General features: G+C 42.3%; 16 protein-coding genes. 1 reads left to right on the forward strand and 15 read right to left on the reverse strand.

The window, feature by feature from the left end; translation table 11 throughout:
* Nucleotides 1-241: 241 nt before the first annotated feature.
* The 9 genes from KHQ31_RS07320 to KHQ31_RS07360 form a co-directional block, all read right to left on the reverse strand.
* Nucleotides 242-2,134, reverse strand: coding sequence for a M13 family metallopeptidase (locus KHQ31_RS07320; RefSeq protein WP_213408920.1), 1,893 nt, complete (start codon nucleotides 2,132-2,134; stop codon nucleotides 242-244).
* 89 nt (nucleotides 2,135-2,223) lie between these two features.
* Nucleotides 2,224-2,940, reverse strand: coding sequence for a DUF4811 domain-containing protein (locus tag KHQ31_RS07325; RefSeq protein ID WP_213408921.1), 717 nt, complete (start codon nucleotides 2,938-2,940; stop codon nucleotides 2,224-2,226).
* A 186-nt stretch (nucleotides 2,941-3,126) separates the two neighbouring features.
* A complete protein-coding gene (locus KHQ31_RS07330) occupies nucleotides 3,127-3,459 on the reverse strand; it encodes a hypothetical protein (RefSeq protein ID WP_213408922.1) in 333 nt (110 codons plus the stop codon).
* Between the two features lie 133 nt (nucleotides 3,460-3,592).
* On the reverse strand, nucleotides 3,593-6,043 hold the full coding sequence (locus KHQ31_RS07335) for a phosphoketolase family protein (RefSeq protein ID WP_213408923.1): 2,451 nt from the start codon (nucleotides 6,041-6,043) through the stop codon (nucleotides 3,593-3,595).
* Between the two features lie 155 nt (nucleotides 6,044-6,198).
* Nucleotides 6,199-6,930, reverse strand: coding sequence for a GntR family transcriptional regulator (locus KHQ31_RS07340; protein ID WP_213408924.1), 732 nt, complete (start codon nucleotides 6,928-6,930; stop codon nucleotides 6,199-6,201).
* An 85-nt stretch (nucleotides 6,931-7,015) separates the two neighbouring features.
* Complete coding sequence (locus KHQ31_RS07345; protein WP_213408925.1) at nucleotides 7,016-7,672, reverse strand: HD domain-containing protein; 657 nt, start codon at nucleotides 7,670-7,672, stop codon at nucleotides 7,016-7,018.
* Between the two features lie 9 nt (nucleotides 7,673-7,681).
* A complete protein-coding gene (locus KHQ31_RS07350; protein WP_213408926.1) occupies nucleotides 7,682-8,395 on the reverse strand; it encodes a zinc metalloprotease in 714 nt (237 codons plus the stop codon).
* Nucleotides 8,395-8,892, reverse strand: coding sequence for an aminoacyl-tRNA deacylase (locus tag KHQ31_RS07355; RefSeq protein ID WP_213408927.1), 498 nt, complete (start codon nucleotides 8,890-8,892; stop codon nucleotides 8,395-8,397). The genes KHQ31_RS07350 and KHQ31_RS07355 overlap by 1 nt, the downstream gene beginning before the upstream one ends.
* 100 nt (nucleotides 8,893-8,992) lie before the next feature.
* Nucleotides 8,993-10,624 carry an ABC-F family ATP-binding cassette domain-containing protein gene (locus tag KHQ31_RS07360; protein ID WP_213408928.1) on the reverse strand — a complete coding sequence of 544 codons (1,632 nt, stop codon included), beginning with the start codon at nucleotides 10,622-10,624 and terminating at the stop codon, nucleotides 8,993-8,995.
* Between the two features lie 228 nt (nucleotides 10,625-10,852).
* On the opposite strand from KHQ31_RS07360, the gene KHQ31_RS07365 reads away from it, so the two are divergent.
* Nucleotides 10,853-11,023, forward strand: coding sequence for a hypothetical protein (locus tag KHQ31_RS07365; protein WP_213408929.1), 171 nt, complete (start codon nucleotides 10,853-10,855; stop codon nucleotides 11,021-11,023).
* 85 nt (nucleotides 11,024-11,108) lie between these two features.
* Here the strand turns inward: KHQ31_RS07365 and KHQ31_RS07370 are convergent, their stop codons facing one another.
* From KHQ31_RS07370 to KHQ31_RS07395, 6 genes are read right to left on the reverse strand one after another with little or no spacing between them, the layout of a single operon-like run.
* On the reverse strand, nucleotides 11,109-11,903 hold the full coding sequence (locus KHQ31_RS07370; protein ID WP_213408930.1) for a metal ABC transporter permease: 795 nt from the start codon (nucleotides 11,901-11,903) through the stop codon (nucleotides 11,109-11,111).
* Nucleotides 11,896-12,585 (reverse strand): metal ABC transporter ATP-binding protein, encoded by a 690-nt coding sequence (locus KHQ31_RS07375; protein ID WP_213408931.1) that lies wholly within the window; start codon nucleotides 12,583-12,585, stop codon nucleotides 11,896-11,898. Before KHQ31_RS07375 ends, KHQ31_RS07370 begins: the two co-directional genes overlap by 8 nt.
* Nucleotides 12,586-13,488, reverse strand: a complete 903-nt coding sequence (locus KHQ31_RS07380) for a metal ABC transporter solute-binding protein, Zn/Mn family (protein ID WP_213408932.1) — start codon at nucleotides 13,486-13,488, stop codon at nucleotides 12,586-12,588.
* The gene (locus tag KHQ31_RS07385) at nucleotides 13,478-13,948 is read right to left on the reverse strand and encodes a MarR family winged helix-turn-helix transcriptional regulator (RefSeq protein ID WP_213408933.1); all 471 of its coding nucleotides are present in this window, start codon (nucleotides 13,946-13,948) and stop codon (nucleotides 13,478-13,480) included. Before KHQ31_RS07385 ends, KHQ31_RS07380 begins: the two co-directional genes overlap by 11 nt.
* Nucleotides 13,949-13,998: 50 nt before the next feature.
* On the reverse strand, nucleotides 13,999-14,448 hold the full coding sequence (locus KHQ31_RS07390; RefSeq protein WP_213408934.1) for a SprT family protein: 450 nt from the start codon (nucleotides 14,446-14,448) through the stop codon (nucleotides 13,999-14,001).
* 1 nt (nucleotide 14,449) lies between these two features.
* The gene (locus tag KHQ31_RS07395) at nucleotides 14,450-15,175 is read right to left on the reverse strand and encodes a DUF975 family protein (RefSeq protein ID WP_213408935.1); all 726 of its coding nucleotides are present in this window, start codon (nucleotides 15,173-15,175) and stop codon (nucleotides 14,450-14,452) included.
* Nucleotides 15,176-15,186 lie beyond the last annotated feature (11 nt).

The raw sequence follows: 15,186 nt of genomic DNA on the forward strand, positions 1-15,186 counted from the left end.
GATTAGTTCTCTTTCTTACTTCTATTCTAACCATATTCGCCTATGTCCATCTATTTAAATCCGAAATAATCTGTCAAATCGACCAAACTTTTACGCTTCCCTAAAACTTCTGCAAACTATTCACACTGTTAACAAAATACTTTACTATGGTTTGCAATTAAAGCTACTAAAAAAGACTATCCAATTGGATAGTCTTCTCAGATTATTTCATGATGAACTTAACGTACATACAATTGGCAAATTACCAAATCATGACCCGATCTTCAGGGGCACGATACATTCCATCAGTTGGTTGAACGTCATATGTTGTGTAGAATTCGTCAAAATTAGACATTGTCACGTTCGTACGTAGCTTAGCTGGAGCATGCACATCTGATGCAACTAATAGTTGCATGTATTCAGGACGGGCCTTCATACGCCAGATTGTTGCCCAGTTATCAAAGAAAGCCACCAAGTCAGCGTCTTCTTCGCGTTCAGTCGCTTCTAACGCGGCCGCAACCCCACCAAGATCGGCGACATTTTCAGATACCGTCAACTTACCGTTCACCTTCGCACCGTATGATTCTAGCCCTTCAAATTCATCGACGACCCTATCAGTCTTAACCTTGAAGGCAGCGTAATCATCTTCAGTCCACCAATTATTTAGACTTCCATTTTCATCAAATGACGCGCCGTTGGTGTCGAAAGCGTGTGAAATTTCGTGCGCAATAACCGTTCCAATTCCACCGTAATTCGCAGATGCAGATTGTTCCAAGCTATAGAATGGCGCTTGTAGAATTGCAGCTGGGAAGACAATTTGGTTTTGTTGCGGATCATAGTAAGCATTCACTTGATGCGCTGGCATATGCCATTCAGTACGATCAACTGGTTGGTGCCACTTTGACCAGTGGTACGCAATGTCTTGACGACGGAAACGACTTGCCACCGTCACTAGGTTATCATCATCCTTGATGACCTTTTCGTAGTAACGGGCTGGCAACTTTTCAGGATACCCAATGTGTGCTGAAATTGCATCTAGCTTAACTTGTGCTTTCGCACGTGTTTCTGGTGCCAACCAGTCCACATTTTCCAAACGGTTCTTGTAGACATCAATCATCACCGCGACTTGATGTTCAACATCGGCCTTTGCTTCTGGTGAGAAGAACTTGTGCGCATACCAAAGCCCTAATGCTTGGCTGTACGGACGAGAAGCCAAGTAATACGCTGACTTTTCACGACTAATAGCTTCTGGCGTTCCAGATAAATGACGCCCATATGCCCCACTTAGAATACGAATTTCATCAGTCAAATAACCCGTGTAACTATTTACTGCACTCAAAATCAAAGTCGCCTTCAATAGTGGCCAGGCTTCTTCTGAGTAGAATTCAGATGCGTGTTGCCAGAAACGTTCTTCAGGTACAATGACCATGTCTGGTTCTTCACCAATCAATTGCACCATCATATCAGTCAAAGGTAGTTCTGGGACTAGCTTTGTAAAGTCAGCCCACTTATACGGGTGGTATAACTTAGCGTATTCCGCAGATTCTTCGTTACTTAGTACATACTTAGCCACACGCGCGTCGTATGCGATTGCCTTATCCAACAAGTCTTGAATTTCTGTTTCAGAAAAATCAAATTTGGCTAGTAATGCAGCTTGTGTTTTACGCCACTTAGCTAATAATTCTGGTCCTTGTGGGTGACCTTCTTCATAGTAAGTTGTATCAGGCAAGATTGTGCCCAAGGCATCCGCCCACAAGACATTCATTTGTGCGTTCTTGAAGTCAGGTGCCACGCCAAATGGGAAGGCATTTGGTAGACCAGCTTCTTCAAGATCAGCCATCATGTTCACAAATTCAGTCCATGACCCCATATCCTTATAGGTCGCAATCATCAAATCAACTGGGGCCGTCCCTTGTTTCTCACGTGTTTCCCAGTCATTTGCCAAATGATGTAACTTCACAAAATTACTTAGTAGCTGTTCCGTTGGTACATCTTTACCGGCTTGCCAATCAGCCGTCGTCTTTAACATCAATTCTTCAATTTCATCAGCTAGATCACTAAATCCACCTGTACGCGCCTTATCGCTGGGGATTTCGGCTGTTTCTGCCCATTCAGCGTTAATGGCGTCATAAAAATCATCTTGTTTACGTATCATGATGCACCTCCAATTATTTAATAACTATTTTACCATTAAGAACTAAAAGCAATCAAAAAACACAGTCGTATAAGACTGTGTTTCCAAGGTTACTTATTCCATTCAGCTAATTGTTTCTTCACATCTTCATTTAGACGTTCCTTAGCTTTTTTCGCTTCGTCATCAGCGACCTTATTCTTTAATGAATCTTGTGCCTTCTTATCGTTGGCAAACTTCTTATCTTTCTTAGTGGCGGCTTCGAATTCCTTCTTCATCTTGTCTTCTAGTGACTTAGATGCTTCAGAGGCCTTCTTTTCAGCTAACTTAACTAATTCATCATAGTGTTCTGTGGTTACAAATTGCCAGTTTTCTGGCACTGTCATCACATAGTCAGTCCCCTTCGCAATTTCACGTGGTTCTCCCCAACGCATGAATTGTTCGAAAAAGTTAGTTACTTGATAGTTATTCACATTTGTTTCCAATTGGGCTGGTGATCCAGCCTTAATCGTCATTGTTGTATTCCCAACAAGTGTTTGGTAAGTCTTACCATCTGTCATGTACGTATAACGTGTGCCGCCATCCGTGTTCTTCGTTGTAATAAAGTTATAATCCCCAACGTGTCCCGCTGGTTCAATCTTATCTGTCTTGGTAGCTTGTACTTCTTGCATAAACAAGTGCTTTGATTCAGCATGCATCAAACCATACCCATTTCCTGCTACCAGAAGAATTCCAATAACGAATGGGACCCAAGAGATTTTGCGGTGATGGACAAATTGCATCAATGTGTAAAGCAACAATGCAAATCCTAATACTAGTAAAATGATCATGAGTTCCTTATCCTCGACTTTCTTTCCCATATTATACCATGATGCCTTAATCGCCCCTTTAAGGCTAGCTTAGTATCATGTTACGAATGATTTCAAACCATTACCATCGTTATTACTAACGAATACCTAAAATAATCAGGTTGGCTTCGCACCAACACACCCCTAGTTGCAGGCTGATTATTGAAATTACTTTCCTAGTCCCCACGCGGCTAAACCACCGAAAACGATTAGTCCGACTGTAAATAGCACACTCACGACCACAATCATAAACATAACAAATCCAGCACGGTTCCAAGTTGCTTGAACTGCCTTAAAAGTCGCGACATCAGTGTAGTCACCGTTCTTCCAAGCCCATTCATTTCCCTTAATCCCAACAACGAACATCCAAAAAATGTTAAATACTGGAATTAGCATCAATAGTGGTAAGTATGACTTGTTTCCAAATCCCCACAAAATACTGTACATAAAGGCACCCCAGTTCCATCCCTTAACTTCTTCTGGCACAACATTATTATTCATAATAATTTTCCTACCCTATATTTAGTCTATTTAAAACATCTTCATATCATAACACACTCTATTTTAAACACAAAAAAACGACCTACTCTAATGAGTAAGTCGTTCTTTTTATCACACTTAATTAATCAAAAGATTAAACAAGTGGTGACCACTTCCAGTCAGTGAATTCTTCAATGTCACGACCTTCGTTACGAGTAACGTCGAAGTGCTTAGCCAAGATGTCATCCATCTCCTTCAAGAAGACAGCAGCCTTAGCTTCATCGATTGATCCGTTAGCAGCAAGTGTAGAAACGGCGTCCTTAGCTTGGTTGAAACGGTCCAATTGTGAGTAAACACGCATGTCGTAAGTAGTTGTGATGTCACCATCTTCACGGTATCCGTGAGGGCGCAATCCCAAGTGTCCACGTTGGTAGAAGAATGATTCGATCAAACCTTCGTAACCGTGGAATCCGAAGACAACAGGTGTTCCAGCTTCACCGAAGTAAGCTGCGAATTCTTCGTCTGACAAAGTACGGTCATCGTTCATAGGACCGTTCTTAGCTTGCAAACGCATCAATTCAACAACGTTGACGTAACGCATAGCAACTTCAGGGAAGGCAGCGTTAACCAAGTGCAATGCAGCCAAAGTTTCGATTGTTGGTTCTACACCAGCAGATGCGAAGACGATGTCAGCCTTACCTTGAGGAGCAGTTGATGCCCAGTCGATTGTTGCCAATCCTTCTTCTGCCAATACAGCAGCTTCATCAGCTGAGAACCATTGTTGACGTGGTTGCTTTGATGCAACAACGTGGTTAACAACGTTACGTTCTGAGAAGGCACGGTTGAATACAGCCAACAATGAGTTTCCATCGGCTGGCAAGTATTGGCGGATGAAGTCAGACTTCTTTTCAGCCAAGTGTGTCAACATACCTGGGTCTTGGTGAGTGTAACCGTTGTGGTCTTGTTGGAATACAGTTGAAGTTGAGATCAAGTTCAACGCTGGGTAATCGTTACGCCATGATTGTTCTGAGGCGTGACGCAACCACTTGAAGTGTTGAGTGATCATTGAGTCAACTACACGTAGGAATGATTCGTATGATGCGAATACACCAACACGACCAGTCAATGTGTAAGCTTCCAACCAACCTTCAGCTTGGTGTTCTGAAAGTTGTGAATCAATGATACGTCCTTCAGGACCAACTTCTTGGTCGTTAGGGAACTTTGTTTCTTCCATCCATTGACGAGTAGTTACATCAAACATGTCCCATAGACGGTTTGACATAGTTTCGTCAGGTCCGAAGATACGGAATGAAGTAGGGTTCATCTTTGCAACTTCTGCGAAGAATCCTGACAATACGTTCATGTCCATGTTACGCTTTGAGTCAGCCAATTCAGTACCACGGTTTTCCGCAGTAATTTCGTTGGTGAACTTACGCCAGTCTGGCAAGTCCAAGTTCTTTGATGATTGACCCTTAGGTGCTCCACCGTTGGCGATTGGGTTAGCTGCCATACGCTTGTCACCCTTAGGTGCAAGTTCAGCCAATTCAGCCTTCAATGAACCATCAACGTTGAACAATTCTTCAGGCTTGTATGAAGCCATCCATTCTTCGAATTGTGGCAATGTTGACATGTTACCTTGTGACAATGACAAAGGAACTTGGTGCGCACGGAATGAGTCTTCGATTGGGTTTCCAGCTTCGTCGAAGCGAGGTCCACCCCAACCCTTTGGCAAACGTGCAATAATTACAGGCCATGCAGCGATTTCACCATCTTCGTAACGTCCGTTTTCACGAGCGTCCTTTTGGATAGCTTGGATATCTTCGATAGCTTGGTCGAAGATACGTGCTGACATTTCGTGGTAAGCCATGTAGTCGTGGATGTCATCGTTTTCGATGAAACGAGGTGACCATCCCAAACCTTCGAAGAACTTTGTGATTTCTTCGTCTGACATACGTGAGAAGATTGTTGGGTTAGAAATCTTGAATCCGTTCAAGTCCAAAATTGGCAAAACGGCTCCGTCGTTCTTAGGGTTCAAGAACTTGATTGAGTTCCAAGCAGTCATTGATGGACCAGTTTCGTTTTCACCGTCACCGATAACAGCGAAAGCGATTTGTTCTGGGTTATCCAACACAGCACCAGTGGCGTGTGATAGTGAGTAACCAAGTTCTCCACCTTCGTGCAATGAACCAGGAGTTTGCGCAGTCATGTGTGATCCGATTCCACCTGGGAATGAGAAACGCTTGAACAACAATGACATTCCCTTAACGTCTTGAGTGATTTCAGGGTAGTTGTCAGTGTAAGTTCCGTCAAGGTATGAGTTAGTAACCATAACTTGTCCACCGTGACCAGGTCCACCGATGTAGAACATGTCTAGATCGTACTTGTTGATCAAACGGTTAGCGTGAGCGTATAGGAAAGTTTGTCCTGAGATAGTTCCCCAGTGACCGATTGGCTTAACCTTAACGTCTTCTTCAGTGATTGGTGTGTTAGTCACTGAGTACAATGGGTTGCTCTTCAAAAAGATCATACCTGCTGAAAGGTAGTTGGTTGCACGCCACCAGGCGTCAACTTTTTCAAGGTATTCCTTTGAATCAAAATTAGTCATTTTGATGAATCTCCTTTATGAAAGAAAGTGTATAGTGAATTAAACACCGGGGCTAGCGAAAATGCTACCCCAGCTAACATGTCAATCATAACAGATATTCAAAATGTGTTCAAGAAAAAGACTTAGATTGGTGCGGTCCAATCTAAGTCTTTTATTTAGTCACCATCAAGGCTATCAAAACTATTAAATTGCATGTACTTGTAGTGCACACGCATATTGGCCATTTCAAATGGTGTTCCATCATCTAGGAAGTAAATTCCGGCCATGACACCTACTGGTTCAACTGGCTTTAGATCTAGTAAATCTTGATCAGCTGCGCTAGAAGGCTCTGCGGTCACAGTTAGGAAAGACTTCGTAACTGATTTCTTTGTTGCATCCTGTGTGTATTGGAACAAAGAATGTTCCACATTTTGTTCTGTTAAGTCTGGCAATAGCTTAACTGGAATTGTTGCATTCTCAATCATGAAGGCTGTCCCTTGCAACATACGTAGACGTTGCATTTGATAGACTTGTTCACCTTTCTTTAAAAACAATGCTTGGCGTACTTCTTCGCTTGCCGTTTCAACGTTGAAAGACAACACTTTGATTGCTGGTGCTTCACCATTATGACGATAAGCATCCGTAACCCCCAAGTTTTGTCCAGCAGATTGAAACATTTGTTGCTTCTTCAGGTATAACGGATTAACAAAAGTTCCTGAACCACGCTTTTTAAAAATAATCCCCTGTTGAGCCAAAACCATCAGCGCGCGCTTAATAGAGCTGCGTGACACATCATATGAGACGGCCAGTGAGCGTTCATCTGGTAGTTTTAAACTGGGGAATTCTTTCGCGTTAATGCGCTTTTTCAAATCAGCGACAACACGCATGTAAATCACTTCATTTTCCATTAATGTTACTCCTGTGGCTATGTATCTTCTAATAATAGCACAAAAGTGGTCCAACCAAAACAATTGGTAGGACCACTTTTCATTTTTAATAGTCTGTATTATGCCATTCAGCCAAATATTGATCAATAAACGCACGCATCGCAGCATCACGTTTTGCACCAATACGCTTACCTTCATCTGTATTCAAACTATCTGGTAATAGTAGTAGCTTTTCATAGAAATGATTGATGATTGTTTCACCTTCATCACTACGGTAATCAGCTTTCGTCTTCAATTCACGTGGTGGCATACTTGGATCATAAATAATGTGCCCACGTGGAATACCGTATTGCATCGTACGCACAACGCCAGTTAGTCCCATGGCTTCAAGACGATCAGCGTCTTGCACAATTTGTCCTTCTAGTGGCAAAGGTTCTGGATTCCCAAAACGTTCCTTACTCCATGACATGTTATCAATAATTAGGAAAATTGTTTCACGATCTATTTCAGAAATCCCCAACTCTACCAACTTATCCATAACAACTTGTTTAGCAGCAGCTTGATCATCAACTAACTTCTCATCGTATGTATCATGCAAGATAATCGCAGCTAATGTGATGAATTCGTCTGCATCTGGTTCTGTTGTCAAAATATGTTGCGCTAATTTAATGGCACGATGCACATGATCATCCCCATGACCAGTTGCATCAGTTCCCTGTAAGTCTTCCATAAAATGCATCAAAGCAACTAAACGTTCTTCCATGATTCGCTCCTAACGGGTCAAAGCCCAAACACTCACATACACAATAATTGCAATACCAAGTAATCCTAACATACCTAAAACTAGCGGACTACCAATTGTCAACCAGACCATTTCCGCTGAAATCTTCATGAACCAGACAATAATCGTTATCACAGTTAGAACCAATACATATTGGGGCAATCCATTCCGAACACCTTGCCAATCTGATCGACTTAACTTCAATCCCAACACTAAACTAATTAACAAAATGAACAACAACGGCAATTGCCACCAACTACTCATCGTGACCCATGTTTCTCGGTTCATATCCAATAATTCTGGCCATAACCACCAAGTTAAACCAAATCCCATTGCTGTAATCCCAAACATAGGTGCCAAGCCAATCATCATATTTCCCATTTGTTGGTAAAAACTATCTGGGCGCCATGAGTGTGAGACATAGCCACGCGTGCGATACCCATCATCATTGACTTTGCCACGTTGAAACAATTGAATCTTATCCACGTCATGACGGAAGATAAAAGCCATAATTGCATGGGATAATTCATGGACAATGACCCCAAACAACGCCAAATAGTCCACCACGCGTTCACCGAAACGCCGATCAATCATCGTATTAATTTGTTGCGTCACCGCTGAAATCATTAGTGCCGCCAAAAGAAATGAACCACCAAAGCAAAATAACATCGTTAACCATAATTGCCAAAAGGTCGTCCAGTTCATTAGGCCTCCTCAGCTTGAATATCGACAAATTGACCGTGAACAAACTTTGCTAACGCTTCAGCATTAACTTGAATTGAACGGCCTAGTTCACCAGCTGAAATAACAATTGTCCCCGCTTCTTGCGCGGCATTGTCAAAATAGATTGGAAACTTCTTTGTTTGCCAAATCCCCACTGGGTTATTCGCCCCATGGACATAACCGGTTGTGGCGACCAACTCCTTGGCTGGCAACATGTGTACTTTCTTATTACCAGATACCGCGGCTAATTTCTTTTCAGATAGGTGTCCTTCAACTGGCACAATACCAACTAATGGTCCTGTCACATTTCCAGATAGTGCCAACGTCTTGTAAACATCCGCTTCAGTAATACCATGTGCTGCTAATTCTTCTTCGCGTCGGTCCATCCCCTCAGAGAAGACAATTGATTCATATGGAATCTTAGCCTTATCCAAAATCTGTTCAACTAGAATCTTCTTCACTTTCGTTTTCTTTGCCATGTTAAGCACCTCATTTATCACTTTTGTGATTTCTATTTTAACAGAAAAAGCCAGAAACCATATCACTATGATTTCTGACTTTTATTGTTATTAATTTAGATTACAAAACAATGTTTTGCTTTTCCATTGCTTCGATAACTGATGGGTTAGCCATGAATTCTTCGAAGTTAGTGTCGGCACGTTCGATAACACCTTCGTTACCAAGCACGACAATGTGGTCAGCAATTGTTTGCGCAAATGTACGGTCGTGAGACGTAAAGGCGATTCCACCCTTGAAGTCGATCAAACCATCGTTCAATGCCGTGATTGATTCCAAGTCCAAGTGGTTAGTAGGGTCATCCAATACCAACACGTTTGGCTTAGTCAACATTAGCTTAGAGAACATAACACGAACCTTTTCTCCCCCAGACAAAACGTCCAAAGTCTTTTCGGCATCTTCTCCCTTAAACAACATACGTCCCAACAATCCACGTAGGAATGTGTTGTCGTCTTCACCCTTAGCAGCGAAGTCACGCAAGAAGTCCAAGATGAACATTTCAGGCTTAGGGAAGTTTTGTCCCATGTCCTTAGCTAGGTAGTCGTGAGAAGTTGTCACTCCCCAAACAACTGATCCTTCATCAGGTTCTGATACACCAGCCAAGATGTCCATCATCGCAGTAGCGGCAACGTCGTTTTCGGCCATGATCAAAGTCTTTTCGTTTGGTGCCAAAGTGAAGCTAACGTTGTTAAGCAACTTCACACCATCAACTGTCTTTGAGACGTTTTCAACACGCACCATGTCGTTTCCGATTTCACGAGTGATTTCGAAGTTGATGAATGGGTACTTACGAGTTGAAGGTTGGATGTCATCCAATGTAATCTTTTCAAGTTGCTTCTTACGAGCAGTCGCTTGCTTAGACTTTGAAGCGTTCGCTGAGAAACGCGCAACGAATTCTTGCAATTGCTTGATTTGTTCTTCCTTCTTGGCGTTTTGTTGCCCTTGCAAACGCGCAGCCAATTCTGAAGATTCCTTCCAGAAGTCGTAGTTTCCAACGAATTCTGTGATCTTTCCGTAGTCAACGTCCAAAGTCATAGTTGAAACAGCGTTCAAGAAGTGACGGTCGTGGGAAACAACCAAAACAGTGTTTTCGTAGTCTGCCAAGAAGTCTTCCAACCATGCAATTGTCTTTGAATCCAAACCGTTAGTCGGTTCGTCCAAGATCAAGATGTCAGGGTTACCAAACAATGCTTGTGCCAACAAGGCCTTAACCTTAGTTGTTTCAGGCAAGTCACCCATCAAAGTGTTTTGTTGTTCAGTTGAGATCCCCAACCCTTGCAACAATTGTGCGGCGTCTGCTTCCGCAGTCCAACCGTTCATATCGTCAAACTTAGCTGACAATTCACCGGCACGGATACCATCTTCATCGCTGAAGTCTGGCTTTGCGTATATGGCGTCCATTTCAGACTTAACGTCGAACAATTCCTTGTATCCACGCATAACAGTTTCCATCACTGTTAGATCATCAAAAGCAAAGTGATCTTGTACCAATGATGACATACGTTCGTTAGGACCCATTGAAACAGTTCCTGTAGTTGGTTGGATCTTACCTTCCAAAACCTTCAAGAAAGTTGACTTTCCGGCTCCATTGGCTCCAATAATTCCGTAAGTGTTACGGTTTGTAAATTGTAAATTAACGTCTTCGTACAACTTCTTACCAGTAAATACGACTGACACATTTGACACTGTTAACATATTTTCAGTACATCCTTTTATTTTTTTCGGTATTAAATTCATTCTATCAGAAACATAGTGGCTTGTCGCCTTAGCTACAGGAATACCCCATATCATCTTCTTAAATAAACATGTTTGGTTGCAACAAGACATAAATTGGTCTATTTTTGATGTATAGCTTAATTCTCGAACAGTTACATAAACATAGTTGTGTAAAATGCACAACTTAATTCAAACCTGAGGTGAAGTATGAAAATTGTCCCATACATTATTTCCATTTTGCTAGTCACAAATTTAATCAAATTATTTCCGCTGCAAACAACCACAATTAACTTCGAATGGTATTGGAATCTCTTCACTGGATTAGTTGGTGTTGTATATCTGATTATTTTGATTATCACGCAATTTAAGAAGTTATAAATTTAGCTATCCCATTAAATATAGACAGAAAAGCCGACCCACTTTCTTTTAACCAAGAAAATGGGTCGGCTTTTAACTTAACGCATTATTTACGGTTCTTTTGTGTCAACGCAAGTGTCACAAAGTAGATACCCGCTTCAATAATCGCAATAAAGAATGAAACTGGTAAGTTCGTCCAAAATGACAAGACTAGCGCAGACCAGACACCTGCCAAGGCGAATAGAATGGCATAGCCAAGCATTTGCCAAACAGTACGTCCAATACGCATTGCAGAACTAGCTGGTAGCGTCATTAGAATGAAGATTAACAATGATCCCACAATTTGTGATGATACTGCCACGGTTGTGGCCATCAAAACAAGGAACACCACTTCAATTCCGACAATGTGTTTCACACTGAAACGTGCTGTTTGATAATCAAAGGCGAAATGACGTAATGGTCGGAACAAAGCTAGTCCGACAACTAAGACACCACCTGCCAACAAAACAACTTGGATAATATTTTCAGTACTAATACTAAAGATTGATCCAAAGAGGATACTTGTGGCCGCACTCGCATTCTTTTGGGATAACGCCAGGAAAGCAATCCCCAGCCCAATCGCTACGGCACTTACCGCTGAAATCAATGATTCAGCACGCTTTTCTTGAATCCCTAGTTCACCAATTGTTGTGGCAGCTAGAATTGTGAATAGCAGCATTCCCCACAAAGGAGACCATCCCATAAATAAACCGAAGGCGGCACCCGCGAAACCAATTTCACTAAGTGTATGGGCCAAGAAAGACAAGTGGCGCGCAACCACAAAGACACCTACGAAACCACTGACGACAGCGATCAATGTACCTACGAAAAACGCATTTTGCATAAATGGATAACTAAACATGATTGTTCTTCCCCATTTCTAACTTATGAATATCTAACTCTGCGACTGATCCAAATTCACTACTATCAGGACGCAGTAACAAGTAATCATCCGCATACTTTTGAATGATGTCCAAATCGTGGCTAATCATCACAATACTCAAATCATGGTGATCACGATAATGACGGACAACATCCATCAGTTCAAACTTAGCGACATTATCTAGATTAGCCGTTGCTTCATCCAAAATTAAAACATCCGGATCGGCTAGTAACGCTTGTGCCAAGTAGGCACGTTGACGTTCACCACCAGAAGCCAAATCGATGCGTTGCTTAGCTAACTTCGTTAGATTGGTATCTTCTAGAATGTGTGCCAAGTGCGCTTTTTCTGCTTGGGTCATCCAAGGACGCCAACCTTGATCATTACTCAACGCCACAAAATCCGCAATTTGTAACGGGAAGTTTTGCGCATCTGGACGTTCTTGTGGGACATAACGAACAACGTTATCACTTGTTTCCCAGATTAATTCTCCCGCCGTAATTTGTTGTTGTCCCAACAAAGCACGAATCAACGTTGTCTTCCCAGTCCCGTTGTCCCCAACAACAGCTAAGACACGCTTCTTACGTAATTCAAAATCTACTTCTCGGTATAGCCAGCGATCACCAAAAGCAATCCCGACACCTGCTCCTTTTACCACTACCATTTATTTCACCGCTTTCTTCAAAGCCTCTAATTGTTGATATTGCCAGTCAATGTAATTGACGTCAGCTGGCTTCGTTTCTGATACTTGCACAATTGGCATACCCGCATCTTTAGCCGCCTTAACAGATTGGTCAACCAATTGACTTGTTGCTTGTGTATTTTGAATCACCGCAGCCGCTTTGTGTTGCTTGGCTGCATCTCCCCAAGCCTTAATTGATGCTGGCGTTGGGTCTTGCCCTTCTTCAACAGCAAAGGCAAATTCAGGCACTAATACTTTTACCCCCATCGCTTTAAGCCATGGATCAAAAATGGGTTCCGTTGTTAGTACTGCTTGTCCCTTTAGTTGCTTCGTTAATTCCTCACGCAACGTCGTCACTTTATCCATCTTAGCCAAGTACTTACGTGCATTATCTTCAAATGTACGACGATGGTCAGGGGCAAGATCACTATATGTCTTGACCAATTCCTTCGTTAACTTCTCAACCAAATCTGGTTCATACCAGAAATGTTCGTTATCACCTTCGTGGTAGTTGTACAGCGTACTAATGCTGATGCTCTTCGCTTGTTGGTTCGCCTTAGCAAACTTTTCGCTCCAAGCATCCAAACCACCACCATTTGAAATGATGACATCGGCTTGATCATATTGCTTAGCTGTATTTGGTGTTGGTTCGAAATCATGCGGGTCTACATCTGGATTCGCAATCACACTGGTAACTGAACCAGCATCACCCAAGACAGCTTCCGCAATATCACCATAGCTGTTCAAGCTGGTAATCACCGTCAACTTATCATCGGTCTGAGTTGTTTTATTTTGTTGTAGTCCTTGGTAAATCACAGTCACAATTAAACCAATCACTAGAATCGTCGGAATCCATAACAATACTTTAGAACGCTTATTTTCCATGCATTTGTCCCCCATCCAGACGACTTGTCATCGCTGTTAAAAATTCACCAATTACGGCTTGTTGTTCTTCATTAAAGTCTGCCAAGACTGCATCGTATTCCGCCAAGGTATCACGATGTTCTTGGGCGTGTGCTGAGGCTAACGTAATCCCCCGTTGTGTTAGTGACCAACGGGTTACACGTAAGTCATTTTCATCTGGAATTTGCGCCACCATGGGTTCATCATCGTTTTGCAATACTTTCATCGCCTTAGTAATTGCTGCTGGAGATACTTGCAGGGCTTGGGCCAAAGCTGTGTTCGTTTGTGGTCCTTGTTGTGCCAACAACATCAAGACGTGTCCCTGTGTTGTGGTCACATTCGCATCTGAACGATCACAGATTAGAATTTCTCGTTGATTCTCCGCTAACATGCGGACATGATTTAGAAAATCATCAATTTGTTTTGCTGATTCGGTTGCCATACAAAAAACTCCTTTACCGGTTAATTAACCAGTAAAGGATATCACGTTTATTATTCTTTGACAAGCGTAACTTCATGAAGGCGTCCACGACACTTACCACAGACGTAACGCTTCGTATTCACTTGGCGTTGTCGTTCCATGCGATGACCATTCGGACATTCATAAATATAGTTTACTTGGCGCTTTGATGTAACCGGCGCATACCGAGCACCACCCACTTCAGCTAGCAGTTGTTTAAAGGCAGCGTCACGGTGCTGGTGTGGCAGACCATTTACATGCAGATGATAATGCACTAATTCATGTCGAATAACGCCAATGAGATTTTCTTGATCAAACTCGGTTAACATCAAGGGATTAATTTCAATATCATGACTACGTAATAGGTAGCGACCACCCGTCGTTCGTAAACGTGTGTTAAAGCGTGCTTGGTGTTTAAACGGACGCTTGAACTCATTAGTTGAAATCGTTTCAACTAATGTCTGTAACTCTTGCTCCGTCATTTTATTGCTTGTCATCATTGACTTGCTTTTGAACACGCAATGCTAGGAAGAATTCAGCAGTTGCGGCTGTGTAATATGGACGAGAGTACAATGAAGACATCTTCATTGTTAGTAGGTCCAAGATAAACCAACCAATGAAACTTAGTTGCAATGCAAACAATTCCATCTTATGTCCACGCATCAATTGCGCAGAAGCTTTCAAGTAAGCACCAGCCGACTTTATTTGACGTCCAGCAGCAACGTCTTCAGCGTATAAGAAAGTTGCTTGTGAGTATGAATACTGCTTAATGATTCCTGGTACCACTAGCAACATCGTCCACAATGTTAAGAAGAATAAACGCACTGCGATCAACACAACACTATCCATCACAACATCCTTACGCCAGAAGCGTAAACTTGCACGGTATTGGTTCTTAGGTGGTGTGTTAGTTACACGCCATTGTACGAACGCCCAACCAGCTCCAATCATAAAGACACCCAAGACGATGTCGATAACTAATTGCATTCCTAACAAAGCCAACAATAATGAACGAATCTCACCAACACTAGCAACGATATCCCCAGCAGCGACACCACGTATCCAATTCATACGTCCACTACCATTGACCATCATGCTCATCACTAATTCAACGATCAAAGCAAGAAATACTAGGTTAAACGCAATCGGGAAGGATCTCCCACGAACAAATTCTTTCCCACGCTTTTTAATCTGACTAATTGTACTCATACACCTGCTCC

This window comes from Weissella ceti (assembly GCF_018394055.1).
In the GTDB taxonomy this organism is placed as follows: Bacteria; Bacillota; Bacilli; order Lactobacillales; family Lactobacillaceae; genus Weissella; species Weissella ceti.

Coding starts and splice junctions, on each gene's coding strand:
- KHQ31_RS07320 (WP_213408920.1), bottom strand. CDS start 2,134: ATGATACGTAAACAAGATGATTTTTATGACGCCATTAACGCTGAATGG.
- KHQ31_RS07325 (WP_213408921.1), bottom strand. CDS start 2,940: ATGATCATTTTACTAGTATTAGGATTTGCATTGTTGCTTTACACATTG.
- KHQ31_RS07330 (WP_213408922.1), bottom strand. CDS start 3,459: ATGAATAATAATGTTGTGCCAGAAGAAGTTAAGGGATGGAACTGGGGT.
- KHQ31_RS07335 (WP_213408923.1), bottom strand. CDS start 6,043: ATGACTAATTTTGATTCAAAGGAATACCTTGAAAAAGTTGACGCCTGG.
- KHQ31_RS07340 (WP_213408924.1), bottom strand. CDS start 6,930: ATGGAAAATGAAGTGATTTACATGCGTGTTGTCGCTGATTTGAAAAAG.
- KHQ31_RS07345 (WP_213408925.1), bottom strand. CDS start 7,672: ATGGAAGAACGTTTAGTTGCTTTGATGCATTTTATGGAAGACTTACAG.
- KHQ31_RS07350 (WP_213408926.1), bottom strand. CDS start 8,395: ATGAACTGGACGACCTTTTGGCAATTATGGTTAACGATGTTATTTTGC.
- KHQ31_RS07355 (WP_213408927.1), bottom strand. CDS start 8,892: ATGGCAAAGAAAACGAAAGTGAAGAAGATTCTAGTTGAACAGATTTTG.
- KHQ31_RS07360 (WP_213408928.1), bottom strand. CDS start 10,624: ATGTTAACAGTGTCAAATGTGTCAGTCGTATTTACTGGTAAGAAGTTG.
- KHQ31_RS07365 (WP_213408929.1), top strand. CDS start 10,853: ATGAAAATTGTCCCATACATTATTTCCATTTTGCTAGTCACAAATTTA.
- KHQ31_RS07370 (WP_213408930.1), bottom strand. CDS start 11,903: ATGTTTAGTTATCCATTTATGCAAAATGCGTTTTTCGTAGGTACATTG.
- KHQ31_RS07375 (WP_213408931.1), bottom strand. CDS start 12,585: ATGGTAGTGGTAAAAGGAGCAGGTGTCGGGATTGCTTTTGGTGATCGC.
- KHQ31_RS07380 (WP_213408932.1), bottom strand. CDS start 13,488: ATGGAAAATAAGCGTTCTAAAGTATTGTTATGGATTCCGACGATTCTA.
- KHQ31_RS07385 (WP_213408933.1), bottom strand. CDS start 13,948: ATGGCAACCGAATCAGCAAAACAAATTGATGATTTTCTAAATCATGTC.
- KHQ31_RS07390 (WP_213408934.1), bottom strand. CDS start 14,448: ATGACGGAGCAAGAGTTACAGACATTAGTTGAAACGATTTCAACTAAT.
- KHQ31_RS07395 (WP_213408935.1), bottom strand. CDS start 15,175: ATGAGTACAATTAGTCAGATTAAAAAGCGTGGGAAAGAATTTGTTCGT.